24 protein-coding genes and 2 tRNA genes are annotated in these 26037 nt (G+C 49.5%); 8 read left to right on the forward strand and 18 right to left on the reverse strand.

Annotation, left to right across the window (positions count from 1 at the left end; translation table 11 throughout):
• The first annotated feature begins 66 nt into the window (after positions 1-66).
• Complete coding sequence (locus NAL19_RS15695) at positions 67-2343, forward strand: type I secretion system permease/ATPase (protein ID WP_263057835.1); 2277 nt, start codon at positions 67-69, stop codon at positions 2341-2343.
• Positions 2330-3691, forward strand: coding sequence for an HlyD family type I secretion periplasmic adaptor subunit (locus NAL19_RS15700; RefSeq protein ID WP_263057836.1), 1362 nt, complete (start codon positions 2330-2332; stop codon positions 3689-3691). The genes NAL19_RS15695 and NAL19_RS15700 overlap by 14 nt, the downstream gene beginning before the upstream one ends.
• Positions 3692-3734: 43 nt before the next feature.
• Here NAL19_RS15700 and NAL19_RS15705 read toward each other — a convergent pair whose 3' ends face one another.
• Complete coding sequence (locus NAL19_RS15705) at positions 3735-5249, reverse strand: bifunctional diguanylate cyclase/phosphodiesterase (RefSeq protein ID WP_225085445.1); 1515 nt, start codon at positions 5247-5249, stop codon at positions 3735-3737.
• A 787-nt stretch (positions 5250-6036) separates the two neighbouring features.
• Complete coding sequence (gene pdeH / locus NAL19_RS15710; protein ID WP_263057837.1) at positions 6037-6828, reverse strand: cyclic-guanylate-specific phosphodiesterase; 792 nt, start codon at positions 6826-6828, stop codon at positions 6037-6039.
• Between the two features lie 471 nt (positions 6829-7299).
• Between pdeH and NAL19_RS15715 the strand changes: the two genes are divergently transcribed.
• Positions 7300-7560: a YfhL family 4Fe-4S dicluster ferredoxin gene (locus NAL19_RS15715; protein ID WP_180743920.1), complete on the forward strand. Its 261-nt coding sequence runs from the start codon at positions 7300-7302 to the stop codon at positions 7558-7560.
• Positions 7561-7578: 18 nt separating this feature from the next.
• Here NAL19_RS15715 and acpS read toward each other — a convergent pair whose 3' ends face one another.
• From acpS to lepA, 7 genes are all read right to left on the reverse strand, one after another.
• Positions 7579-7959: a holo-ACP synthase gene (gene acpS / locus NAL19_RS15720; RefSeq protein WP_225085447.1), complete on the reverse strand. Its 381-nt coding sequence runs from the start codon at positions 7957-7959 to the stop codon at positions 7579-7581.
• Positions 7959-8690, reverse strand: coding sequence for a pyridoxine 5'-phosphate synthase (pdxJ, locus tag NAL19_RS15725; protein WP_263057838.1), 732 nt, complete (start codon positions 8688-8690; stop codon positions 7959-7961). Before pdxJ ends, acpS begins: the two co-directional genes overlap by 1 nt.
• An 80-nt stretch (positions 8691-8770) precedes the next feature.
• Positions 8771-9508, reverse strand: coding sequence for a DNA repair protein RecO (gene recO, locus NAL19_RS15730; RefSeq protein WP_263057839.1), 738 nt, complete (start codon positions 9506-9508; stop codon positions 8771-8773).
• A gap of 11 nt (positions 9509-9519) precedes the next feature.
• A complete protein-coding gene (gene era / locus NAL19_RS15735) occupies positions 9520-10425 on the reverse strand; it encodes a GTPase Era (protein ID WP_015841243.1) in 906 nt (301 codons plus the stop codon).
• Entirely contained in the window at positions 10422-11102 is a 681-nt protein-coding gene (gene rnc / locus NAL19_RS15740) for a ribonuclease III (protein WP_010280465.1), read from the reverse strand. The genes era and rnc overlap by 4 nt, the downstream gene beginning before the upstream one ends.
• A gap of 307 nt (positions 11103-11409) precedes the next feature.
• Entirely contained in the window at positions 11410-12375 is a 966-nt protein-coding gene (lepB, locus tag NAL19_RS15745) for a signal peptidase I (protein WP_225085450.1), read from the reverse strand.
• A 16-nt stretch (positions 12376-12391) separates the two neighbouring features.
• Complete coding sequence (lepA, locus tag NAL19_RS15750; protein WP_180743915.1) at positions 12392-14191, reverse strand: translation elongation factor 4; 1800 nt, start codon at positions 14189-14191, stop codon at positions 12392-12394.
• Here lepA and NAL19_RS15755 point away from each other — a divergent pair.
• Positions 14183-14395, forward strand: coding sequence for a hypothetical protein (locus tag NAL19_RS15755; RefSeq protein WP_047710066.1), 213 nt, complete (start codon positions 14183-14185; stop codon positions 14393-14395). The genes lepA and NAL19_RS15755 overlap by 9 nt on opposite strands.
• Positions 14396-14506: 111 nt before the next feature.
• Here NAL19_RS15755 and rseC read toward each other — a convergent pair whose 3' ends face one another.
• The 4 genes from rseC to rpoE are packed head-to-tail and all read right to left on the reverse strand — an operon-like array spanning position 14507 to position 17203.
• Positions 14507-14959, reverse strand: a complete 453-nt coding sequence (gene rseC, locus NAL19_RS15760; protein WP_225085451.1) for a SoxR-reducing system protein RseC — start codon at positions 14957-14959, stop codon at positions 14507-14509.
• Positions 14956-15921, reverse strand: a complete 966-nt coding sequence (gene rseB / locus NAL19_RS15765; protein ID WP_225085452.1) for a sigma-E factor regulatory protein RseB — start codon at positions 15919-15921, stop codon at positions 14956-14958. The genes rseC and rseB overlap by 4 nt, the downstream gene beginning before the upstream one ends.
• Complete coding sequence (gene rseA / locus NAL19_RS15770; RefSeq protein ID WP_263057840.1) at positions 15921-16568, reverse strand: anti-sigma-E factor RseA; 648 nt, start codon at positions 16566-16568, stop codon at positions 15921-15923. Before rseA ends, rseB begins: the two co-directional genes overlap by 1 nt.
• A 59-nt stretch (positions 16569-16627) precedes the next feature.
• Positions 16628-17203: an RNA polymerase sigma factor RpoE gene (gene rpoE / locus NAL19_RS15775; protein ID WP_005973561.1), complete on the reverse strand. Its 576-nt coding sequence runs from the start codon at positions 17201-17203 to the stop codon at positions 16628-16630.
• Between the two features lie 399 nt (positions 17204-17602).
• On the opposite strand from rpoE, the gene nadB reads away from it, so the two are divergent.
• Positions 17603-19204 carry an L-aspartate oxidase gene (nadB, locus tag NAL19_RS15780; protein WP_263057841.1) on the forward strand — a complete coding sequence of 534 codons (1602 nt, stop codon included), beginning with the start codon at positions 17603-17605 and terminating at the stop codon, positions 19202-19204.
• 105 nt (positions 19205-19309) lie between these two features.
• On the opposite strand, the gene trmN is transcribed toward nadB, so the two are convergent.
• On the reverse strand, positions 19310-20056 hold the full coding sequence (gene trmN, locus NAL19_RS15785; protein WP_263057842.1) for a tRNA(1)(Val) (adenine(37)-N(6))-methyltransferase TrmN: 747 nt from the start codon (positions 20054-20056) through the stop codon (positions 19310-19312).
• A 134-nt stretch (positions 20057-20190) separates the two neighbouring features.
• Here trmN and srmB point away from each other — a divergent pair, with 134 nt between their 5' ends.
• A complete protein-coding gene (gene srmB / locus NAL19_RS15790; protein ID WP_263057843.1) occupies positions 20191-21516 on the forward strand; it encodes an ATP-dependent RNA helicase SrmB in 1326 nt (441 codons plus the stop codon).
• A gap of 61 nt (positions 21517-21577) precedes the next feature.
• Here the strand turns inward: srmB and NAL19_RS15795 are convergent, their stop codons facing one another.
• The gene (locus NAL19_RS15795) at positions 21578-22900 is read right to left on the reverse strand and encodes an IS4 family transposase (protein WP_263057844.1); all 1323 of its coding nucleotides are present in this window, start codon (positions 22898-22900) and stop codon (positions 21578-21580) included.
• A 120-nt stretch (positions 22901-23020) separates the two neighbouring features.
• Positions 23021-23404: an autonomous glycyl radical cofactor GrcA gene (grcA, locus tag NAL19_RS15800; RefSeq protein ID WP_263057845.1), complete on the reverse strand. Its 384-nt coding sequence runs from the start codon at positions 23402-23404 to the stop codon at positions 23021-23023.
• Between the two features lie 375 nt (positions 23405-23779).
• Here grcA and ung point away from each other — a divergent pair, with 375 nt between their 5' ends.
• Entirely contained in the window at positions 23780-24466 is a 687-nt protein-coding gene (gene ung, locus NAL19_RS15805; RefSeq protein ID WP_263059735.1) for a uracil-DNA glycosylase, read from the forward strand.
• 176 nt (positions 24467-24642) lie between these two features.
• On the opposite strand, the gene NAL19_RS15810 is transcribed toward ung, so the two are convergent.
• Both NAL19_RS15810 and NAL19_RS15815 read right to left on the reverse strand, forming a co-directional pair.
• Positions 24643-24718: transfer RNA gene (locus tag NAL19_RS15810), tRNA-Ala, on the reverse strand.
• Between the two features lie 47 nt (positions 24719-24765).
• Positions 24766-24841: transfer RNA gene (locus NAL19_RS15815), tRNA-Ala, on the reverse strand.
• A gap of 383 nt (positions 24842-25224) precedes the next feature.
• Here NAL19_RS15815 and NAL19_RS15820 point away from each other — a divergent pair.
• Entirely contained in the window at positions 25225-25977 is a 753-nt protein-coding gene (locus tag NAL19_RS15820) for an alpha/beta hydrolase (protein ID WP_263057846.1), read from the forward strand.
• Positions 25978-26037: the final 60 nt, after the last annotated feature.

Consider the following 26037-nt stretch of genomic DNA (forward strand, 5'->3'; position numbering starts at 1 on the left):
TCAGACGGCGATAAATTATGGTTTATATGCGAGGGAATTACGTTGCGTAAGGGAACGTTCCGTTAAATGAAGTTGCATTCAGTACAAGAGACTCATGGTTCTGATACATCAGTTACCCAGGAGCCTGTCGCCCATGAGTCTGCTGTTTTTCATGAATCAACGGTTGTTCATGAGTCAACGGCCGTTCATGAAGCGACTGCCGCGCATGAAAATAATAGTGACCCTCGTAGCCGTCATGATGACCCGCTATTGGATAGTTTACTGATCCTCTGTGCCTTGCAGGGGAAATCGGTCAGCCGTACCACACTCACCGCCGGGCTCCCCTTAGCCAACCAGCGGTTATCGGTAAAATTGCTTCCGAGAGCTGCGGCGCGTGCAGGGCTGCAAGGGCGTGTTCTCAAACGTTCGTTGAATAAAATTTCCGACATGTCACTCCCCGCGATGTTGCTGTTACGGGAAGGACGCGCGGCAATTCTGCTAGGCTGGAACGCTGACGGTAGCGCACGCCTGATGCCCAGCGAAACAGAAGGCGGGGAAATTTCCGTCGAGCACAATACGCTGCAACAGAATTATCTGGGCCTGGTGATGTTCGCCCAGCCTCGTCACCAGTTCGATCTGCAAAATCCGTCGCTGATCCCCCGAACCAAATCCTGGTTCAAGGATACGCTTAAGCTTTCACGTTCGCTCTACCTCGATGCCATCCTCGCCACGCTGCTGGTGAACATCATCGCACTGGCTACGCCGCTGTTCGTGATGAATGTCTATGATCGGGTTGTGCCGAATCAGGCAACGGCGACATTGTGGGTGTTGGCTATCGGCGTTACTGGTGCTTTTGTTTTCGATTTGATACTCAAAACGCTGCGCGGCATTTGCCTTGATATGGCCGGTAAAAAAACCGATCTGATTATTTCCGCCACGCTATTTGAACGCATTACCGGTATGTCGATGAAGGCCCGGCCACCACGTGTCGGTAGCTTTGCGCAGAATATTCATGAATTTCAATCGCTCAGAGACTTCCTTTCCTCGCTGACGCTGACGACACTGATCGACTTTCCTTTTACGCTGCTTCTGTTGTTGGTTATCGGCATTATCGGCGGCCCGCTGGTCTGGGTTTCCATCCTCGCCTACCCTATCGCCCTGTTGGCGAGTTGGGCGATGCAAAAGCCGCTATCCGCCACCATTGAAAAAACAATGCACCTTGCCAGCGAGCGGCAGGCTACGCTGATCGAAACGCTGAGCTGTCTGGATGCAATCAAGGTCAATAATGCAGAAAGTGAACGTCAGCACCAATGGGAACAGACTATTGGTAGCCTGAGCAAGCTGGAAATGCGGGCCAAGGCGTTGTCTTCACTGGCAGTAAACCTGACGCAATGGTTCCAGCAATTTGCCGGTGTTGCCATGATCGTCGTCGGCGTCTACATGCTGATTAACGGTAAGCTCAGTATGGGTGGATTGATTGCCTGTTACATGCTGAACGGCAGAGCGCTTATGCCGCTGGGCCAACTGTCTGGTTTGGTCAGCCGTTACCAGCAGGCGCGTTTGACGATGCAAACCACCGAACAAATGATGCAGTTGCCACAAGAGCGTAGCGATAACGAACGTCCGCTGAAGCGCGAGAGCATCCGGGGCGGTATCGAATTTCGCGATGTGACGTTCAATTATCCAGAACAAAAAACCAGTTCGCTGCAAGGCATCAGCCTGACCATCGCTCCCGGCGAGAAAGTCGGCGTTATTGGTCGTAGCGGGTCAGGAAAAAGCTCACTGCAAAAACTGATAGTGAACCTCTATCAGCCTAACACCGGCAATATTCTGATCGACGGCGTCGATGCCCGTCAGTTGGATGTCAGCGATTTACGCCACAATATCGGCTATGTTCCTCAAGATATTCAGCTATTTAGTGGCTCACTGCGCAATAACCTGATTAGTGGCGCACGCTATGTCGAAGATGAAGCGATGCTGCGAGCCGCAGAGATTTCAGGGGTGAACGAATTTGCCCGTCTGCATCCGGATGGCTACAACCTTCAGGTTGGCGAACGCGGTCAACAGCTCTCCGGCGGGCAGCGTCAGGCTGTCGCGATAGCCAGAGCGCTGTTGCTCGATCCGCCGATTCTGGTGCTGGATGAACCCACCAGTTCGATGGATAACACCAGTGAAGATCGGTTAAAGCAGGCTTTGGCCCCCGTCATTGCGGAAAAAACGCTTTTACTGGTTACCCATAGGGTTTCCATGCTGGCACTGGTCGATCGTTTAGTGATCGTCGATAAAGGCAAAATTATCGCGGATGGGCCGAAGGCGATCGTGATGGATGCGTTGAAGAAGGGGCAGATCAATGCGTCTCGGTAAATATATCAAACGAATCAAACGCTATTTTGTCGGCGGAGATGAAGAAAGCCTGCAAACGATGCCTGAAGTGAGCCGGGCAATGGCTGAAGATTCGCCACGTTCTATTCGCTTTACACTATGGGCTATCGGCGCTTTTTTCCTGTTTTTCATCCTGTGGGCCGGGCTGGCGGATATTGATGAAGTCACGCGGGGTGACGGTAAAGCCATCCCCTCTTCCCGATTGCAAAAAATCCAAAACCTGGAAGGTGGGATCGTCACGGAAGTGTTCATACGTGAAGGCCAGGTCGTCAATGCCGGCGATCCTTTGCTGCGTCTTGATGATACACGTTTTGCGTCCAACGTCGGTGAAACAGAGGCCGATCGGCTTGCGCTGCTCTCGCGCATTGAACGTCTGAACGCCGAAATCAACGATCGGGATCTGGTGCTTTCGGAAGAAATTACAACGCAAGCGCCCAAAATCGCAGCAGGAGAAAAAGAGCTGTATAACAGCCGCCGCCAGCAGCTCCACAATGAGGTGTCCGGTTTGGAAGAGCAGTTGATCCAGCGTCGCCAGGAACTGAGAGATTTCTCTGCCAAGGAAATTCAGTTCCGCAATAGTCTGGGTCTGCTCCAGCAAGAAATTAAAATGTCAGAACCGCTGATCGCAGAAGGTGCAATTTCTAAAGTAGAAGTTTTACGCCTGCGCCGCGCAGAGGTCGAAACCCGTGGCCAGCTTGATTCCATCAAGCTTTCGATTCCGCGGGCGGAGTCTGCGATTAAAGAGAGCGAGAATAAAATAGAGGAAACGCGCAGCCGTTATAAAAGCGAGGCGTTATCTCAGCTAAGTGAAGCACAAACCAACCTGAACAAAATTGAAGCCACGGGCAAAGCACTTGAAGACCGGGTAAACCGAACGCTGGTCGTCTCCCCCGTTCGCGGTATTGTGCAGCAGGTTTTAGTGAATACCATCGGCGGGGTGATTCAGCCGGGTAGCGACCTGGTGGAGATTGTTCCACTGGACGATAACCTGTTGGTGGAAGCCAGGATTCGGCCACAGGATATTGCGTTTTTGCACCCAGGTCAGAACGCCATCATAAAATTAACAGCCTATGACTACACCATCTATGGTGGTTTAAAAGGCCAGTTGGAACAAATCAGCCCAGATACCGTAACCGATAAAGAAGGGAACAGCTTTTATATTATTCGCTTACGGACTGATAAGAATTATTTAGGCTCAGCCGATAAACCACTTCTTATCATTCCAGGTATGGTAGCCTCTGTTGATATAATAACGGGAAAGAAAACGATCCTCAGCTATTTGTTAAAACCAATTATTCGAGCAAAAGCAGAAGCACTACGGGAAAGATAATAAAAAAGGCGCCCAAACAAGCGCCTTTTTTCTATTCCATTTATCAATGATCGTTCATATTGTGATAAATCTGAGTTTGACTACGCCCCATGGCCTTAGCCTGATACATGGCAGAATCAGCATTAATTGCCAATGTCAGAGAGTCTGTACCGTGTTCTGGATACAACGCAATACCGATACTGCATGATATATCCAGCGTTTTCCCATCGATCTCGAAAGGCTTGTTCAACGCATTATGGATTTTATCTGCCACATAAAGCGTATTGTCAATTTCCTTAAGCCCCTGAAGCAGAATAATAAATTCGTCACCGCTACGGCGATATACCGTATCTGAATCACGAACCGCACCGCGCATACGCGCCGCGGCTTCTTTCAATAGCAAATCGCCAACAGCATGCCCGAACGAGTCGTTTATCTGTTTAAATTTATCGAGATCCAGAAACATCAGCGCAATTTTCCTGCCCGTTTGTTTGGATAACAGAATCGCCTGCTCCATCTGCTCGGCAAATGTCAGGCCATTAGCCAATGACGTTAATGAGTCATAGTGCGCCAGTTGACGATAGTGTTCCTCGCTGCGCCGCAGCATATCAATGGCATGATACCGCTCTATGGCTATCGCAATCAGCTGTGCCGATTTCTCAATAGAGAAGATTTCCTCTTCAGCCGGGACATACACTTTGCGATGGTAAACGCTTAAAACACCTAATATTTCTTTGTTCTGACCGATGATAGGTTCAGACCAGCAGGAACGCAGCCCAGCATACAATGCGAGCCCTTTGTATAACGACCAATGCGGATGGACAGAAATATCATCAGCAATGACGCGCTTTCCGGTATAAGCAGCGGTACCAAAAGAAGCCACACCATCGGCAATTTTCACATTGTGAATGGCATTTTTATAAAAGCCCGGCAGGCTCGGCGCCGATCCAAGCGTCAGGCATTTTTTGTCTTTATCGACCAACAAGACAGAACAAACGATACGACCTGGATTTTTTTCCTCGACGCTGAAAATGATCGCATCCAGAATATCTTTCAGTGGTGCGCCACTTGATAACAATTCCAGTGCACGATTGTATGAATTATCATGATGTTCCTGTGATTTTCGTTCCGTAATATCTAACTTAATGCCGACATACTGGGTTGTGTTACTCGCCTTATTATATATTTTAACGATATTGGCCTTTTCCCAATACAACTGTCCATCTTTGCGTCGGTTAACGAACTCACCACTCCAAACATTACCTTTATTTATGGTAGACCACAGATCTTCATAGACGCTGGCGTTAGTCATACCCGAGTTTAATATATTCGTTTTTTTGCCGATAACCTCATCCGGCATATAGCCTGACATGGTAATAAACTGACGATTGACGTAAATAATTTCACAATTTTCATCTGCGATCATAATTGAAGCTGGACTATATTCCATCGCAAAGAAAGTCATGTTGAGAAAATCTTGCTTTTTCTGCTCAGTTTTAAACTTTTGTTTAATTTTTCTATTTTTTACAGAAGAAAACAATAACAACAGCAATAGTAGGGTTATTATAATTTCATACACAATAACACTCTCCTCAGGCCCGAGTGGTCCTGATCGTACAAATCACAACGCTGATGACGAAAAATCCCGGTAACAAACCCCTACCCCGTCGATTTTCGGGACTGGTGCATTTCCGGAGAGCAGAAAGGATGAAAGAAAAAACGCTCCATGAAGCAGGAGTATTTAGAAACATAGCAACGTCAGCATAAAGCCCTCGCATATGACTGTGCGCAGATAAAAACAACAAATTCAAAAGAGTATCTTAATTTAATAGTAGTAATTGTTCGGGTTATAAGCTTCTCTAATGGAATAAAAGAATATTCCTAAGGGTACATGGCGATATATTCTGAACATCAATTTTTTGTAAGCAAATCAATTATACCAATAAGTATCATTGTTTTAATCAACAAAATCTATCACAAAATGATTTTTGATCGTTAACAGTAAACATTATATTTTTTTACCATTAAAAATCAAATAATTAAAAGAAAAAAATAAAATCATTAACGCAAGCGTTTGATTATATATGTCATAATTTGATGCAAAATCAGCAGTCCTTCTTCTTATCATCTATCTAAAATTAAATACTGCCATAACAAATAAAACAAGAACTAAATAACAAAATTAAAACAAAATTCAGTATTATGCGTTGTAAATCAGAGGGGAATGCTGAGCGGCTAAAGAGGAGATATTTTGTACGACAATGATATATTAGAAAATATAATGAATGAATATAGCGGGGAGGAGTAGAAGGGCATATAACAGTACGTTAATACAAAAAGTGATAGCCTAAACAACAGGTTACCACTTAAAGTTCGAGCTTCAGTGCCTCAAAGTTCTCAAATGGCTGAGGGCGCGAGAGATAGTACCCTTGTGCGGCGTAAGCATGAGATGCTTGCACAATTGCCCACTCCTCCTTAGTTTCGATCCCCTCAATCACAACATAGTTGCAAAAACGCGATAGCAAAGCGATCAGCGCCGGAAACACGGTCTTCCCCTCACCACTCTGTTGCAGGAGAATAAAGAGCTCACGCGCTACTTTAATGCAATCGTATTGAGCCAGCATCAGTGATGAAAAATTCGCCATACCGCAGCCGAAATCATCCAGCCACAGTGTTTGCGCTTCAGGAAGCTTGGTTAATATTTCTTTTGGCAGCCCTCCCTGATTTTCGACCATTTCAAAACGAATCCAGGGCATTGCTGCGATCAGGCGTTTGGCTTCAAGATTATTTTGCAGCGCCAGTAGCGTCATACCATCAATATTGACGGAGGCAAAAAGATCGTCGCGAGTAAATCGAAAACTCCACTCAGATAAAAGTTGCAGCTGTTCTACAATAATTAACAGGCGGGTTTCAACATCAATATTCGCGAAGTATTTTTCAGGAGAGATGAATTTTTGCGGCAGGGTAGGAGAAAAAACGGAAGTCAGTAACTCAATAGCCATTAATTTACCTGATGTTCGATAAATTGGCTGAAAAGTATACCGCCGTTGACATTGATGCCAGTAATCAGCGCTTAATGACTCCTCGTTTCCCTGTTGGAAAAATCCGGCCCCAACCTGATTAAAATGACCTTCCTGCTGCACTATGAGTTCCGCCATTAAACTGACACTATTAGTTATAAAATTATATCATACGGACATGCACCGTCATCGACTCTCCAGATGCAAACTTCATCGGCAATACCGATTAAATCAATGTCCATTGATATGACAAAAATAAGTGGTTCAATATCACAACTAAATTTATTTAAATTGTAAATCAATAAATTAAAACCCAAGAAACACAGTCGCACTGGCTGATTCATACAGTCTAAAGCATGCGTATGAAACCAATTTAACGAACAGATGGTAATTTTACCCTGTAACCTCACTATTTATGCAGCCAATCGGTTACATGCTGAAGGGCCCCGAAAACACGTAAAACCCGCAATAAACCGCCCGGAAAAAGGGTTGGTCAAAAACAACCAGAACCGATTCTGGCAGTATATTCTGCATCCATGACGGTTACGCGTGTTTAAACGCGCCCCAACGGGTATAATCTGCGCCCTGTTTGTAAGGTAGAAGAACATCATGGCGTTACTCATCACCCATAAATGCATCAACTGTGACATGTGTGAACCTGAATGTCCTAATCAGGCCATCTCCATGGGCATGGACATTTATGAAATTGATACCACTCGCTGTACGGAGTGTGTTGGTCACTATGACACGCCTACGTGTCAGAAAGTCTGCCCGATCGACAACACGATCGTTAAAGATCCAAACCATGTTGAAGGTAATGAACAGCTGTGGGAAAAATATGTGCTCATGCACCATGCCGACAGAATTTAAGCATCCAGTTACAGATAATCAGCTTTCGACAATCACCGTCGCACAGGCATAGCGTCTTTCGTCAGCCAGCGTCACATGGACGTGTTTGACGCCCATCTGTTCAGCCAGCTCTGCCGCTTTAGCAAAAAATCGCAAACAGGGCTTACCCAGTTCGTCATTAAAAACTTCAAACTGGTTAAACGCGAGCCCGTTGCGAATTCCGGTCCCGAAAGCTTTTGCAGCCGCCTCTTTCACGGCAAAACGCTTGGCAAGGAAACGAACAGGCTGCTGATGCTGCCGATAATGTTCCCATTCAGCATCCGTCAGAACGCGGCGAGCTAATCGCTCACCTGAACGCTCAATCACCGCTTCAATACGGGCAATTTCGACAATATCCGTTCCGAGCCCAAGAATCGCCATCAGCGACGCGCTTCCCGCATCAAACTTTTCATTTCGGCAACCGCATCCTTCAACCCGCTCATCACCGCGCGCCCGATAATCGCATGCCCGATATTTAATTCATGCATTTCCGGCAACGCCGCAATCGGCTGAACGTTATGGTACGTCAAACCGTGGCCAGCATTGACTTTCAGCCCTTTGGCCGCAGCGTAAGTCGCCGCATCACGAATGCGCTCGAACTCATGTTGACGTGCTTCATCATCTAGGGCATCGGCGTATGCCCCGGTATGAATCTCGATATAAGGCGCACCGCTGGCAACAGCAGCATCAATTTGCCGTTTATCCGCATCAATAAAGAGCGAAACCAGTATGTTAGCCTGACTGAGCCTGGCAACCGCGTTATTGATTTTTTCCTGCTGGCCCGCGACATCCAGCCCGCCTTCTGTTGTCACTTCCTGGCGTTTTTCCGGCACCAGACAACAAAAATGCGGCTTTACCTCACAGGCAATGTTCAGCATTTCTTCCGTGACCGCCATTTCAAGGTTCATGCGAGTTTGGAGCGTTTCTCTCAGGATCCGCACATCACGATCCGTAATATGGCGACGATCTTCACGTAAGTGCACCGTGATGCCGTCCGCTCCCGCTTGCTCAGCGACAAAAGCCGCCTGAACAGGATCGGGATACGCCGTTCCACGCGCATTACGCAGCGTTGCAATGTGATCGATGTTAACGCCAAGCAGCAGTTCAGCCATGATAAATCCTCGGTAAAGTCATGCACGTTACGTGGCAGTTTACACCGATGTCACAGCGGCAGGGTACAGAGGAGACGGGATTATTTATCAGAAGGTGTGGGTTTGGACAAATTAACAGCAGGAACAAACTGACGGAACAGTTCGCGACTTTTCAGTGGTTTTCCCCCCAGATAGGGCTTTAACGCGATGCGGGTGAAACGCTTTGCCGCCTTCAGTGTGCCACTGTCAGGAAATTCACGCGATGCCAGAGAGCGTAGCTCATGCCCGGTAAAACTTTTATTATCGATCACCAGGCTGGCAATAAATCCCCTTTCCTCTCGATATTGATAGGTCATGGTATCTGCCACAGGTTCACCGCTACCGGCACAATGCAGGAAATCCACGCCGTACCCCAGATAGCCCAGCAGCGCTAACTCAAAACGTCTTAATGCCGGTTCAGGGGAGGCATCCTGTGCAGCAAGATGTTGTAAACAGTGGAGATAATCGAAGAAAAGAGCGGAGTAGTTGGTTTCATGCTCCAGCACGCGAGCCAGCAGTTCGTTAACGTATAAACCGCTATAAAGCATCGTGCCAGTCAGGGGTAACGCAAGCGAAACAGGCTCGGCGCTGCGTAACGTTTTCACTTCTCCCCGGCCACTCCAGCGCACCAGCAGCGGAGTGAAAGGCTGTAAACAACCTTTCAGGCTAGAGCGACGGGCTCGCGCGCCTTTGGCAAGCACGCGAACGCGGCCATCGCTTTCGGTAAACAGATCCAGCAACAAGCTGGTTTCACTATAAGGTCGCCCATGTAAGACAAATGCGCGCTGCCAGCCTTCCATCGGCGTGAACCTTACAGGTCTTCGCTATAACCCAGGCTGCGCAGGGCACGTTCGTCATCTGCCCAGCCGGATTTCACTTTAACCCACAGCTCAAGGTGCACCTTGGCCTCGAACATCTCTTCCATATCCTGACGAGACTCAATACCAATGGTTTTAATTTTGGCGCCTTTATTGCCAATGACCATCTTTTTCTGGCCTTCACGCTCAACCAGAATCAGGCCATTGATATCATAACCACCGCGTTCGTTAGTCACGAAACGTTCGATTTCGACCGTGACGGAATACGGCAATTCTTCACCCAAGAAGCGCATCAGTTTTTCACGGATGATTTCCGATGCCATAAAACGCTGTGAGCGATCGGTAATGTAATCTTCCGGGAAGTGGTGCGTTGCCTGCGGTAAGTGCTTACGTACAATGCTGGCAATCGTATCGACATTCGTCCCCTTCTCCGCCGAGATCGGAACAACATCAAGGAAATCCATCTGCTGGCTGAGGAACTGGATATGCGGCAGCAGCTTGGTTTTATCCGTGACGTTATCGACTTTATTGATCGCTAACAGCACGGGGAGTTTTTGATCGCGCAGTTTATTCAATACCATTTCATCGTCGTCGTTCCAGTGTGTCCCTTCAACAACGAAAATGATCAGCTCAACATCACCGATTGAACTGCTGGCGGCGCGATTCATCAGGCGGTTAATCGCCCGTTTTTCCTCAATGTGCAATCCCGGCGTATCCACATAAATAGCCTGATACGGCCCTTCAGTGTGAATGCCCATGATGCGGTGCCGCGTCGTTTGGGGCTTACGTGACGTAATGGAGATCTTCTGCCCCAGTAATTGATTCAATAACGTCGATTTACCGACGTTTGGTCGACCAACAATCGCGATAAAACCGCAGTGTGTCTGTACTTCGCTCATTCAAGCTCCAGTTTTTTCAACGCTTGTTCAGCCGCAGCCTGTTCGGCTTTACGACGGCTCGATCCTGTACCAATGACCGACTCGCTAAAGCCGCTCACCTGACAGTGGATAGTAAACTCCTGATCGTGTGCTTCCCCACGAACCTGTACCACCAGATAGGTCGGCAAAGGTAAGTGACGCCCTTGCAGAAACTCCTGCAACCGCGTTTTCGGATCTTTTTGCTTATCGCCGGGACTGATTTCATCCAGACGCGTTTGATACCAGTTCAGGATCAAACGTTCGATGGTCTGAATGTCGCTGTCGAGGAAAATGCCGCCGATCAGCGCTTCAACCGTATCAGCCAGAATTGATTCCCGACGGAAACCACCGCTCTTTAATTCACCAGGACCGAGGCGTAGGCACTCTCCCAGTTCAAATTCACGTGCGATTTCCGCCAGCGTATTTCCCCGTACCAGCGTCGCCCGCATCCGGCTCATATCCCCTTCATCAACCTTGGGGAAACGATGATACAGCGCATTGGCGATCACAAAACTCAGGATGGAATCACCCAGGAATTCGAGTCTTTCATTGTGCTTGCTGCTGGCGCTACGATGCGTCAACGCCTGTAACAAAAGCTCGTACTGCTGAAAAGTATAGCCCAGCTTTCTTTGTAAACGATTTATCAGGATGGGATTCATGTGTTACCAATAGATCAACGATGCGTCAAAAACAGCAGCATACGGAACAGCCCTGCTTACCAATTCGGTCAAAACTGTTTCGTTTGCATTGGCTCCCGCGAGGGAGCCTGCCTTTCTGCCCATCATACTTCGCGTTGCCTGTCCATTAGCGTTGTGAAAACGGACATATTTTGTTCTGCAACTCGCATTATTTAGGGCATGTTCTTTTAAAAAGAGCGTTTCAAAAAATATTCTACAACGGACAGCATCAGAATGCTGCCTGTATCTTATTTTGCTGAATGCTTACTTCGATTAATGCTTACTTTGGTTAATGAATACCGCCAATGCGACTCAAACGAACACCGGTAGGCCATTCACCTTCCTGTTTCTCAAAGCTCATCCAGATCGCGGTGGCTTTACCGACCAGATTTCTCTCCGGCACAAAGCCCCAGTAGCGACTATCCAGACTGTTGTCACGGTTATCACCCATCATGAAGTAGTGCCCTGCGGGAACCACCCATGTTGCAAGCTGCTGTTGCGATTGCTGGTAATAACCACCGAGCTGATCCTGTTGGCCCGGCACCAGAAGAATATTGTGCGTTACATTGCCCAGTGACTCTTTGCGCGTGCCCATACGGACACCATCCACGCTGTTATCATTGGCAGGAACCTGATAAAAACCACTACGCGACTCCAGCCCAGGCTGATTGAAGGTCTGAACAAAATCACTAGGCTGTACATTACTGTATGTAACCGCCAGCGCCGTATCACACGCCTGTTGTCCCTGACAGGATGGACGAATCGTCACCTGCTTGGTCATCGGGTTATAACTGACACGATCGCCCGGTACGCCCACCACACGTTTGATAAAGTCAACTTTAGGGTCGGACGGATATTTAAACACCACCACGTCGCCGCGCTTCGGATGTCCCGTTTCGATCAGCGTTTTTTGCGTGAAGGGTTCTTTAATGCCATAGGCAAATTTTTCCACCAGAATAAAATCACCGATCAACAGCGTCGGCATCATAGAACCAGATGGAATTTGAAACGGCTCATAAATGAAGGAGCGCACAACCAATACCAACGCCACGACCGGGAATACTGACGCGATGGTTTCAATCCAGCCGGGTTGTTGAATGGCTTTCGCTGAAACGGCACCATCAGCCAGATCGGCACCGCTCATGGCGGCAAATTTTTTCCGGCGAGCAGGTGCCCAGACAAAGCGCTCTAAACACCAGACAATCCCCGTGACCAGCGTCACCAATGCCAGAATTACGGCAAACATATTGGCCATGCCAACTCCTCAGAATTTATTTACTGTCTTTGCCGACGTGCAGAATTGCCAGAAACGCTTCTTGCGGCAGCTCGACGTTACCGACCTGTTTCATACGTTTCTTACCATCTTTCTGTTTCTGCAACAGTTTTTTCTTACGGCTGACGTCACCACCATAACACTTGGCCAGTACGTTCTTACGCAATTGCTTAACCGTGGAGCGTGCAATAATGTGGTTACCAATCGCAGCCTGAATCGCGATATCAAACTGCTGACGCGGGATCAGATCTTTCATTTTTTCGACCAGTTCACGGCCACGATATTGTGAATTATCGCGGTGCGTGATCAGCGCCAATGCATCCACACGCTCGTTATTGATCAACACATCCACACGTACCATGTCTGATGCCTGGAAGCGTTTGAAGCTGTAATCCAGCGACGCATAACCACGAGACGTTGATTTCAGGCGGTCAAAGAAATCAAGCACCACTTCAGCCATCGGAATCTCATAGGTCAGTGCAACCTGATTACCGTGGTAGACCATGTTCGTCTGCACGCCGCGCTTCTCGATACAAAGCGTAATCACGTTGCCCAGATACTCCTGAGGCAGCAACATGTGACATTCGGCGATCGGTTCGCGCAGTTCCTGAATATTATTCAGCGGCGGCAGTTTGGAGGGACTATCGACATAAACGGTTTCTTTTGCCGTCGTCTCAACTTCATACACTACCGTCGGTGCCGTGGTGATCAGATCCAGATCGTATTCACGTTCCAGACGTTCCTGAATGATCTCCATGTGCAGCAGACCCAGGAAGCCGCAGCGGAAGCCGAAGCCCAGCGCGGTAGAACTTTCTGGCTCATAGAACAGAGAGGCATCATTGAGGCTCAGTTTGCCCAGCGCATCACGGAATGACTCATAGTCATCGGAGCTAATCGGGAACAGGCCAGCATAGACCTGCGGTTTGACTTTCTTGAAGCCCGGCAACGCTTTTTCAGCCGGTTGGCGGGCCAGCGTCAGGGTATCCCCTACCGGAGCGCCCAAAATATCTTTGATGGCGCACACCAGCCAGCCCACTTCGCCACAGTTCAAGACATCGCGGTCGATCTGCTTCGGTGTAAAAATACCAAGACGGTCAGCGTTATAAACCTGGCCGGTACTCATCACCTTAATTTTATCGCCTTTGCGCATCGTGCCGTTTTTGATACGAACCAGCGACACAACGCCAAGGTAGTTATCAAACCAGGAGTCGATGATCAGCGCCTGTAGCGGCTCATCCGGGCTACCTTCTGGCGGAGGAATATCACGCACCAGACGATCCAGAACGTCCGGCACGCCAATCCCGGTTTTCGCGGAACAGCGCACGGCGTCGGTAGCATCAATGCCGACAATGTCTTCAATTTCCTGAGCAACACGATCCGGATCAGCGGCAGGCAAGTCGATTTTGTTCAGAACCGGCACCACTTCCAGATTCATATCCAACGCGGTGTAGCAGTTAGCCAGCGTTTGCGCTTCAACGCCCTGCCCAGCGTCAACCACAAGCAGCGCGCCTTCGCAGGCAGCCAGCGAGCGGGAAACTTCATAAGAGAAGTCAACGTGCCCTGGGGTATCAATGAAGTTTAACTGGTAGGTTTGGCCATCCTGCGCTTTATAATCCAGCGTTACGCTTTGCGCTTTAATCGTTATTCCACGTTCACGTTCCAGATCCATGGAATCCAGAACCTGCGCAGCCATTTCACGCTCGGTCAAACCGCCGCAAATCTGGATAATACGGTCAGATAACGTTGATTTACCGTGGTCGATATGGGCAATAATGGAGAAATTTCGTATGTGCTTCATTATAAAAATTTTTCTACCTTGATATTCCTGAAATTCTTGCCGATGGGCATGCGCATAGGTGAAAACAGCAGCGATGTTATTCCACCTGAATCGCAGCATTCTACATGCGAGAAGCGTGAAAACCTAGTCATGTCCGGTGCATTCCCCTTGATTATGACGGTTTTATTTGGAATAGCAGAACAACAAGAGGAAAGCAGGAAGTAAAGTGTCATTACGTGGCAAACATCGTGTCGAAAAATCACAAACATGTGAATAATCTACGTGTGGACAACGTTTCCTTCCGCTCCGCGCGTCATTTACGCCCGGTTAAGCAGGTCAATTTTGTAAGAGCGTGCCAGGCAACGCAATTTGCAGGATAACGGGTTCATAACGTTTATTCTTACCCAATTGCTTCGCCCAGCGTTTCACGCCGATAAACGCCAGCCCACCGCCCAGCAACGCGCCGATGACCGCAGCCAGATCGGTGCCAAATAACGTTTGACAGATCGCCGCACCAATCAGCAACCCGACCAACGGCACGAAATAAACCAGAGTGGCGGAGAACAGCAGCCGCCCCTCAGAAATCCCCAATTCGACTTTTTGCCCGACTTCTAAGGGCCGATCGTAAGGGACATACAGCGTATTGTCGGCAGAAAGCCCAAGCTGACTTAATAAGCCGGTTCCACACGACGAACGGGATTTACAGCTACCACACCCCGCACTCGGCTCACACCGCAGCTCTGCAATGCCATCCTGCCATGAAACCACTGTCGCCCATTCTTTGATCACGGTTGCCCCTTCAAGATAATGCTGTCAGCCACCCGTTTAGCCGTAGAAGGTGGAATGTCACCGACGACGGTAATCTCGCGGTTGCCTTTCATGACAGTGTGAATGGAGCGTCGCCCCGTAAGCAGCGACTGTTCTTCACTCACATCAGAAGACGGGCTAATGTTAATGGAAAAACTGAATAAACCATCGCTATACAGACGAGTTTCGATCGGAACGGACGAACCTGGCAATATTTTTTTGCTGTGTGAACGTTCTTTCATCCCGGCAGGCAGCCATTCAGGCTCCCAGGTAAAATCACCTTTTTCCCCAGCAAGCGTGGGGGGTAACACAGGAGGCAGTTTAATGCCTTCCAGCGGACGCATCACGCTCACCACATCATCATCAACAATCAGCGATGTCGTTAAGAATTGTTCCAACCGCTTGTCACCATTGCGATCCTGCAAATCGATACGCAATGGAAGTTTCGATTCCGCATCAATCCACACCATATAACTGTAGCGTGTCCCATCGCGTGAAATGACTCGAATGCCTGATGCCAGACGATCGGCAATACGCACCCGTCCGTCGGCGGGAATGAAATCATAATAAGGCGATAGTTTCTGGAAATCGGCAAAGACCAGCGCAGGGAGAGAGTCAACGATATGATCGCTGGTGAGCGTAAATGGCTCAAAACCGGGATCGAAGTAGCTCACTTCATTACCACGCAGCACGATCTCGCGTCGCGGCCCGTCCATAAACAGCAATTGCGCTAAGGAACGATTGTTGACCACGGCATGACGATACCGTACCGACTCGAACCCTTGCAGGGTAATGTTGATAAAGGAAATTTCGTAATTCAGAGAACGAACGGCGCTGTTCATCTGTTGCAGCAACGCACCCGGCTCAACATTCTGAGCCGGGGCGAACGTAGAATAAAACAGACTGCCAATCAGAAAACAGGCGGCGGACCAAACACGCTTCATTACCGAGGCTGCGTTCCTAATGATTGAGTACCAGGAACCTGAATGGCCGCTTGCTGATCGTCCTGCGGCAGAGCGTGTTCGGCATGCAGCCGACGCTGTAATTCGTAGTCCTGCAAAATAGCGTTAAGGCGGTTGCGCTGCATATCGGATTTCTGCTGACCGCTGTGAGGGGCAACATTTTCTGACGGCACGCCCAGACTCACAGGAGAGGCGGTGCCCATAGCAGGTAAGGTACTGAACACGCCGGATTCAACCACCGGTTCGGATACATTTCCCTGCTGGTAATTTTGTACGCCGACAATCACGGCTAACGATACGCAGGCAGCAACACCAACTTGCGTCAGTTGGCTGCCCCACGGGCGGATTTTGTGCCAGAACGGCATCTTCGTCCATTCGACAGGTTGTGGCTGAGATTCAGGCTGCGCTTGTGGAACCAGACGAACAGGTTCTTTCTCGATTGCAGCAGCAACACGAGAAGCAATGTCCAGATGAATCACGTTTTCACTGACATCACCACGCAACGCATCACGAATTAGATGATAACTTTGCCAACTTTGCTGCAACGCATCATCCCGTGACAATGCGCTTAGCAGTTCGGAATCTACTGCTTCGCCATCCATTAAAGCGGAAAGTTTCTCTTTCTGCATACCGACACCCTTACCTTGTCAAATCCATCATTAGTCATGCGGATAGCTGAAAACGCTCGCTAGCGCTGAATAAGCGGTTGTACTTTATTATCAATCGCTTCCCGCGCCCGGAAAATACGAGAACGAACAGTGCCGACGGGACAATCCATAATCACGGCAATCTCTTCGTAGCTTAAACCGTCCAATTCGCGCAGCGTAATCGCTAAACGTAAATCTTCTGGCAAAGACTCGATAGTGCGGAAAACAATGCTTCGTAATTCTTCAGACAACATTAAATTCTCAGGGTTCGATATTTCTTTCAGTGCACCCGCATTTTCATAGTTTTCCGCGTCATTCGCATCAATGTCGCTGGAAGGCGGACGCCGCCCCTGAGCGACCAGATAATTCTTGGCCGTATTCACTGCAATACGATACAGCCATGTATAAAATGCACTATCGCCGCGAAATGACTCTAACGCGCGATAGGCTTTAATGAACGATTCCTGTACCACGTCCGGCACGTCTCCCTGAGGAACATACCGCGATACCAGGCTCGCTACCTTATGCTGATAACGAACGACCAACAAGTTAAACGATTTTTGATCGCCTTTTTGGACTCGCTCGACCAGAACCTGATCTGCCAGTTGCTCGCTCATCCGAGGTAATCTCTACTCAAACCGTTCTCCACGCGTAAACGTAAAATAGTACTGCCAGCTATATAAGTCATGTTTAGAGCAAGCTCCTCATTAGAACCAAGACATCCAATAAAGTTCCGAGCTATCGTTTTTCTTTTGCTTAGCGCCGTTACTTGTCTTTGCGATGCGTATCATGACGCATTCTCTTCATCACACATTGCCTTTATCAAAAATGGTCTTCATTTGAGGCTCTACGTACTTCCGGGGGATGATACGATAAATCTGGGGTATTCGCACGATTCCCCCTGATCTGCCATGCGTTTATTTATAGCGCAGAGAAGGGGCTAAAAACCAATGCAGCAATCAAGCATTGGGTGCTAACATCGGATTTCCTCTTCTTTTTGCATCCACGACACAACCATGCAAACGACCACTGAATACGTCTGTGATGTTTTAATCATTGGCAGCGGCGCTGCCGGGCTTTCACTGGCGCTGCGTCTGGCTTCTCATGCCAACGTGACGGTATTAAGCAAAGGCCCGCTCAACGAAGGCGCGACGTTTTATGCTCAGGGCGGCATCGCAGCCGTTTTTGATGAAACCGACACGATTGACTCCCATATCGAAGATACCCTGATCGCTGGCGATGGCCTGTGTGAACGGGAAGCCGTTGAGTTTATCGCTAGCAATGCCAAACACTGCGTGCAATGGCTTATCGAACAAGGCGTGCTATTCGATACTGAAACCAGCACCAGCGGCGAAGAACGCTATCACCTCACGCGCGAAGGCGGGCATAGCCACCGTCGAATTCTGCACGCGGCGGATGCAACCGGAAAAGAAGTGGAAAATACGCTGGTGCAGAAAGCGCTATCCCATCCGAATATTCAGATTATGGAACGCTGCAACGCCGTCGATTTGATTACCTCAAATAAGCTGGGTTTGCCCGGTACACGTCGCATTGTCGGTGCTTATATCTGGAACCGTGAACGCGAGCGCGTCGAATCCTGCCGGGCAAAAACGGTAGTTTTAGCGACGGGCGGGGCATCCAAAGTTTATCAATACACCACGAATCCCGATATTTCCTCTGGTGATGGCATCGCCATGGCCTGGCGCGCGGGTTGCCGCGTGGCAAATCTGGAATTCAATCAGTTTCACCCGACCTGCCTATTCCACCCACAGGCGCGAAATTTCCTGCTGACGGAAGCGCTGCGCGGTGAAGGCGCATACCTGAAACGCCCTGACGGCACGCGTTTTATGCCCGACTTCGACGCCAGAGGCGAACTGGCCCCACGCGACGTGGTCGCCCGCGCGATTGACCATGAGATGAAACGGCTCGGCGCAGACTGCATGTATCTGGATATCAGCCACAAACCCGAAGCGTTCATCAAACAGCACTTCCCGACCATCGATGAAAAGCTACAGTCTCTCGGCATCGATCTGACACGTGAACCGATCCCCATCGTCCCTGCGGCACACTACACCTGCGGTGGCGTGATGGTCGATCAACATGGCCGTACCGATCTTGACGGCCTGTATGCGATTGGCGAAGTCAGCTACACCGGATTGCACGGTGCGAATCGCATGGCGTCCAACTCATTACTGGAGTGTCTGGTTTACGGCTGGTCCGCCGCGGAGGATATCTTGCAGCGCTTACCGCAAATCAAAGCAGTGAAAAAATTACCAGATTGGGATGAAAGCCAGGTCGACAACTCCGACGAACAGGTGGTGATCCAGCATAACTGGCACGAACTGCGTCTGTTTATGTGGGATTACGTTGGGATCGTACGAACCACGAAGCGGCTGGAGCGGGCACAGCGCCGCATCCATCTGCTTCAGCAGGAAATCAATGAGTATTACGCCCACTTCCGTATTTCCAACAATTTGCTGGAGCTGCGTAATCTGGTGCAGGTCGCCGAACTCATCGTCCGCTGCGCGCTGGAAAGAAAAGAAAGCCGCGGGCTGCACTATACTCTGGATTATCCAGAACAGTTCGACGCGCCGACGCCAACCATTTTAGTGCCGTAGTTTATAAAGACATAGTTTATAAAATCGTCGTTCACAGAGAATCATTCGTTCAGCAAAGGCAGACGCAGCAACAAGGCGTCTGCTTTTTACATAAAAGAATAAGAGTTATATAAAGAGATAAAAATCTTTTGTCAGCTGTTGGAAAGCCGTCGAGTAACGTCTTTCTGCATCACGAATTGCGAGCGAGGCATTCACACATTCTCTTGTCTGACGAGACAACGCCAGCAAAACACGGTGCGCGGGTTTATCTTCCTGTTCAGATACGCGAAGCTGCTGGTGAACGTACCAGTTATGCTGCTGTGCCAGCGGAATAAATTTCTCCGCAACCTGAACGGGCAGCACCACGCAAAAAAGCCCCTCAGGGGCCAGCAGTTGATGCGCACAGCGCAACAGGGCGTCATGAGTTAATAAGGTGGTATAACGCGCCTGCTCACGTTCAGCCGATCCGCACGCGATCCCCGGCGGGAAATAAGGCGGATTGCTAATAATCAAGGAGTAGTCGGCGATTCGTGTCTCAGCAAACCCCACGATGTCCTCAGCATAGACCGTAATTCTGTCGGCCCATGGCGAAGCTGCAACGTTTTCCTTCGCCTGCTGACTCGCTGCGCTATCCAGTTCGACGGCATCAATCCGAACATGCGGTTCAGAACGTTGCGCCAGCATCAGCGCGAGCAGACCGGAACCACTGCCGATATCCAGAATCCGCGTGGCAGAGCACACTGGCGCCCAGGCCCCCAGCAAAATACCGTCGGTTCCTACCTTCATGGCACAGCGATCGTGCGCCACAAAGAATTGCTTGAAGGTAAATCCATCCCGACGCAATGTCAGTTTATTATCAGCCTGATGACTCATGAAAATAAGATTCCAAACGCAAACCGCAGTAGCATAGGTGAAACGTCAGTACAGGAAAAGCGCCGTTGTCTGCTTAAACAGGTGAAGAACCCGGCCAATGCGTCTATAATCGGCGCCCCAAACAGAGGTAGACCATGACTGTAACCAATTTTTCCGAGCTCGATCTTGATGAAAGCCTGTTAGACGCCCTGCGTGACATGGGCTACGAACGCCCGACCGCGATTCAGGCTGCGGCAATCCCACCGGCGATGGAAGGCCGCGATGTACTGGGTTCTGCGCCGACAGGAACCGGTAAAACCGCCGCTTATCTGCTGCCGGTTTTGCAGCATCTTATCGATTTCCCTCGTAAAAAATCAGGTCCGCCTCGTATTCTGATCCTTACGCCAACCCGTGAACTCGCCATGCAGATAGCCGATCAGGCGCGTGCGTTTGCGGCACATACGCACCTGGATGTCGCCACGATCACCGGCGGCGTTGCCTACATGAACCACGCTGAAGTCTTCAGTGAAAATCAGGATATCGTCGTCGCGACAACCGGTCGTCTGCTGCAATACATCAAAGAAGAAAACTTCGATTGCCGCGCAGTAGAAACGCTGATTCTGGATGAAGCGGACAGAATGCTGGACATGGGCTTCGCTCAGGATATTGAACACATCGCCGGGGAAACCCGCTGGCGTAAGCAAACGCTGCTCTTTTCTGCGACGCTGGAAGGGGACGCGATCAAAGATTTCGCCGAGCGTTTGCTCAACGATCCGGTTGAAATCGAATCCGATCCATCTCGTCGGGAACGCAAAAAAATTCTGCAATGGTATTACCGCGCCGACGACATCAAACACAAAACCGCCCTGCTCTGCCATCAGCTTAAACAGCCGGATGTGACGCGTTCTATTGTCTTTGTGCGCAAACGTGAGCGTGTGCATGAACTGGTTGCCTGGCTGCGTGAAGCGGGCATTACCGCCTGCTACCTCGAAGGTGAAATGGTGCAGGCCAAACGTAACGAAGCGATCAAACGCCTGAGCGACGGGCGCGTCAACGTGCTGGTTGCTACGGACGTGGCGGCACGCGGCATCGATATTAACGATGTCAGCCACGTCTTCAACTTCGATTTACCACGCACATCGGACACTTATCTTCACCGTATTGGCCGCACTGGCCGCGCGGGCCGTAAAGGCTGTGCTATCTCTTTCGTCGAAGCGCACGATCATCTGTTGCTGGGAAAAATCAGCCGCTACCTGAATGAACCGCTAAAACCGCGCGTCATTGATGAACTTCGCCCAACGACCAAAGCACCAAGCCCTAAAACCACGGGCAAACCGTCGAAAAAAGTGCTGGCTCAGAGAAAAGAGAAGAAAGCGAAGGAAAAAGAAAAAGTTAAGGTGAAAGTTCGCCATCGCGATAGCAAAAATATCGGTAAGCGTCGTCAGCCAACGCAGAAAACTAGTGAACCGACCGGCGAATAAACCGTTGGTGTGAACACGATAAAAACACAGATGTAAAAAAGGGAGCTTCGGCTAATGCCGGTCACTTAAGGTGACCGGCATTGTTTTTTAACGGATATTTCGCTCGTCTTCCCCTGATTTCTCGGGGGTAACTTCGCTCCCTTCTTAACGGCAATACCAGATAGATTGCCTGCTCATAAAAATGCTTCAGATGTCCTGGTATCGCACCCGGTGATGAACCCGGCAGACCGATAAGTAATCGCCAGATTTCCGTCAGGGCGCCGCTGAAGCTCAACTGATACGGCAGGTAATCCCCTTTCAGCGTAAACGCCATTTTCACCATCTGATAACGCACCAGATTGTACGTCAGCAGCACGCCCCACAACTCCTGCCTCACCATTTCCGGCAGTCTGCTCCGTAAATGCCACCTGTTACCCAGCAAGCCTTGTTTCGCCTCGCGATATCCCAACTCGATTTCCCATCGGTGAGCGTAAAGGGCGTTCACCTCCGCCGCCGGATAACGCATCGGGTCCGTCAGTGACGTCAGCACCTCTCGCGTTTTTCCTTCTATCGTCTTCGTTAACAACCGCGCTGTGATGCTCTCCGGCAGCGTCGCCCATTGTTTACGCGCCTGCGGCGATGTCTTTATCCGTACCAGTCTGTCTTGCCTGCCCAGCTTGCTTATCACTTCGTATTGCGTATTTTTCTTCAACGGCAGCAGCCAGTGCCGATTTTCCCCTGCTGTTCGCCAGTGATGCAGTAAACCGACGGAGTAAAACCCTTTGTCGAACAGGGTAATGCTGTTATCGGGTGTTTTTCCGGTCAGCTCTGCTGCCAGCCGCATCTCGTTGACATCGTAGCGGCCGAACGCACTGGCGGTTATCAGATGACTGCTCAGTTCCATCAGGCAAGCCATTCTCACCTGCGGGTAACCCTTGTCGCCGTGCTGATTGGAGGCCTTGCCGAAGGCCGCCTCATTTTCCGGTGTATCCTGCGTTTGCCAGACCACACCGTCGACGGCAAAGAGGTTAAGCCCATGCCATTGTGGGTGCTGAGCCTGTTCGTTCCAGTGTCGTTGTGTGATATCAAACAGTTCTCTGACAGCAGCCTCACCGAGCGTCTGCCGCCGTTGTATGACTGAACTGGGGGCGATGAACGGGGTGCCGGAGCGATCAGCGATATCCATGAGATTAACGATGTGGGAAAGAGGGCGCTGATTGAATACGGCCATGCCAATAACCAGCCACACCATGGACTCAAGGGGAAGTTTTCGCTTGCGCAGCGTGACGGTATCAGTGAGCGTTAATGCCTGTTCAATCATGCTAAGGGGCAGGAGATCAGCCAGAGTGTGAATCTGTTCCGGCGCAGTAAGATTGATAATGCCAAGAGCCTGAGAAAGTTGCATAAAAAAAGGTCCATGAATGTCATGAACCTTTTTTACACCAACGGCTGGATCGTTCAACTGATCCTTAAACGATCGGCATTAGAGCTTCGGCTCCCTTCTTGTTAAGACTTCAGTAACAACTTACAGGCTTGCAGTAAAAGTACGGGCGATAACATCGCGCTGCTGTTCTGGCGTCAGTGAGTTGAAACGCACAGCATAGCCAGATACACGGATGGTCAGCTGTGGATATTTTTCTGGATGCTTAACGGCATCTTCCAGCGTCTCACGGCGCAGAACGTTCACGTTCAGGTGCTGACCGCCTTCCACACGCACTTCAGGTTTGATTTCCAGCGGAATTTCACGATATTCGATCTGACCCAGATCGCTCACTGGAACGATTTGATCTTCGCTATAGCCTGATTTAGCACACACGCAACGCGCCTGTGATTTTTCTTCGTCCAGCAACCAGAAAGAATTGATCAGCGCGCTGTCGTTAGCCTTGGTGATTTGAATACCCGTAACCATAATTGCCTCCGTAAAACGGCGTGTTATTGTCTTAGTTAAAACTGATTTAGTTAACATCGTTATCGGTAAAAATTGACGAATTTCGTAACGATCGTATAAAACCGTTTGTATCTGCCTTCTTATATACCAGCCTGATAGCCAAGCATCCTTGACTTAAATCAATTTTAAAACCCCACCATGCCACCACACGAAGGCAATTTATTGTTTTATATCAATTTTACCAGAACGCCAAGTTGCAAATATTTTTGTAAATTTTCAATTTTTTTTCAAAGAAAGCCCTTTTCATCCAGAGAACGACGGTTACGGTTTTACCTAGGCACGATAGATCGGTAAGCTACCCACAACACCATTAAACCTGTAAAAGAAGAGTGCATGATGGCGACCTCTCTCACCTGGCATGACGTGCTGGCACAAGAAAAGCAGCAGCCTTATTTTATCGATACCCTTGAATTCGTTGGAAAAGAGCGTGCCGCGGGTAAGACTATCTATCCCCCGCAGAAGGATGTTTTCAACGCATTCCGCTTTACCGAACTGCATCAGGTCAAAGTCGTCATTCTGGGGCAAGACCCCTATCACGGCCCGAATCAGGCACACGGGCTGTCATTTTCTGTCCGTCGAGGCGTACCCGCTCCGCCTTCTCTGGCCAATATTTATAAAGAATTGGCGAACGACATCCCTGGATTTGAAATTCCACGACACGGCTTTCTACAAAGCTGGGCAGAGCAAGGCGTTTTACTGCTCAATACGGTATTAACCGTTGAAGCCGGGCAGGCACATTCGCATGCTAATCTGGGCTGGGAAACGTTTACCGACCGAGTGATTGCGGCACTCAATGAGCAACGGGAAGGTCTGGTCTTTCTGCTGTGGGGTTCGCATGCCCAGAAGAAAGGCAATATTATTGACCAACGGCGCCACCATATTCTGAAATCGCCGCACCCTTCTCCACTGTCTGCACACCGCGGTTTCCTCGGCTGCAAACATTTTTCGCAGGCTAACCGGCTTCTCGAGCAGCAAGGGCTATCGCCAATAGACTGGACGCCAAGGCTTCCAGAAGAGGCCTAAGCGATAACGGTTTGGTTGCCTTCAAAGCACGAGGGCGACCAGCGATCCTTTATAAGGAAACATTCACAAAGAACCGCTCACACGCAATTACTGACAAACGTATTGAGCAAATTAAGCATGTCGATTGAATCGGAATAAATCGAGATAACAGGATAATAAGAAAGGATAAGAGAATTTGGTGGAGCTAAGCGGGATCGAACCGCTGACCTCTTGCATGCCATGCAAGCGCTCTCCCAGCTGAGCTATAGCCCCACAATGTGTGGAATGTTCGTGATAATCAACCAAACAGAGGGAGTGTTTGGTGGAGCTAAGCGGGATCGAACCGCTGACCTCTTGCATGCCATGCAAGCGCTCTCCCAGCTGAGCTATAGCCCCGTATCTTACAGCATCACCGTAAAGGCGAGTACTGTGCGAACGCGTCGCATAATATGAAACCCGATTAACAGTGTCAACGGCTAAATCCGGTAATCCGATTAACCGCTGAAAAAGACGCCAAAGGTGAGAAAAAACAGACGACAATTTCGATGTTGTCCCATCATAAGCACAATAAAAAGCTGCTAACGATAACGCGATTTATTATCATCACTCTACGTTACGCTTCTGCCTTCTACTATAAGCCCCATCACATGCGCTATTTTCCTATGATTGTATTCTCTCTGATAGTATCAGCGTCTGGTATTTTGCCCGTCCGGGCACAGCCAACCATTCCTGATATTACCGAACACGCAAAAGCTCAATTTGAGATCAGGCAAGTCGAGATGAAAAGCGACGCGCAACATGCTTATCGACTTTTTATCGCACTTCCCCGCCACCCGGCACCAGAAGGTGGCTATCCGGTTCTGTATATGCTGGATGGCAATGCCCAGTTTCCTGTTGCCGTAAACAGCTATAACGCAAAAAACGGCGCGGCACCGCTGATTGTCGCGATCGGTTATCCGATCGATAAACCTTACGATGTTCCCGCTCGCACGCGCGACTACACGCCACCAACCACCATTACCGACCCAGATTTTGCCGCGGGCGGCGAAGCGGAGGCGTTTTACCAATTCCTGCAATCCACGGTAAAACCCTGGGTTGAAGCAAACTACGCCGTCAATAAGCAAAAACAAACGCTGGCTGGGCACTCTTTCGGCGGTCTGTTTACGCTCTATACGCTTTTTAACCACACCGAATCTTTCCAGCGTTATGTTGCCGCCAGCCCATCTATCTGGTGGGGAAATGGCGTTGTGGTTCCCGCCAGAACGCCGCTGCTTTCCACATCGCCGTTATCAATTACTGTCACAGTTGGGGAAAATGAGGATGAGCCTGTGAAAACACAGGCGGGTAAACCGGTCGATGAGAAGCGGGCAGAACGACTCAGCCAAAGAAAAATGGTGGAAAGGGCAAAAACGCTGGTCGCGCAGCTCAACGAACAGGGCACAAAAACTGACTTTATTCTGTTCCCCGGTAAAGGACACGGCGACGTGATCCCAGATGCCATCGGCAAAGCGGTCGCTATCGCTGGTGAATAGTTATCAGGCAGCACCGTTCTCAAATAAAACGGTTCTCAGATAAAACAATAAAAAAACCCC

It is taken from the genome of Pectobacterium sp. F1-1 (genome assembly GCF_025643735.1).
GTDB classification, from domain to species: domain Bacteria; phylum Pseudomonadota; class Gammaproteobacteria; order Enterobacterales; family Enterobacteriaceae; genus Pectobacterium; species Pectobacterium colocasium.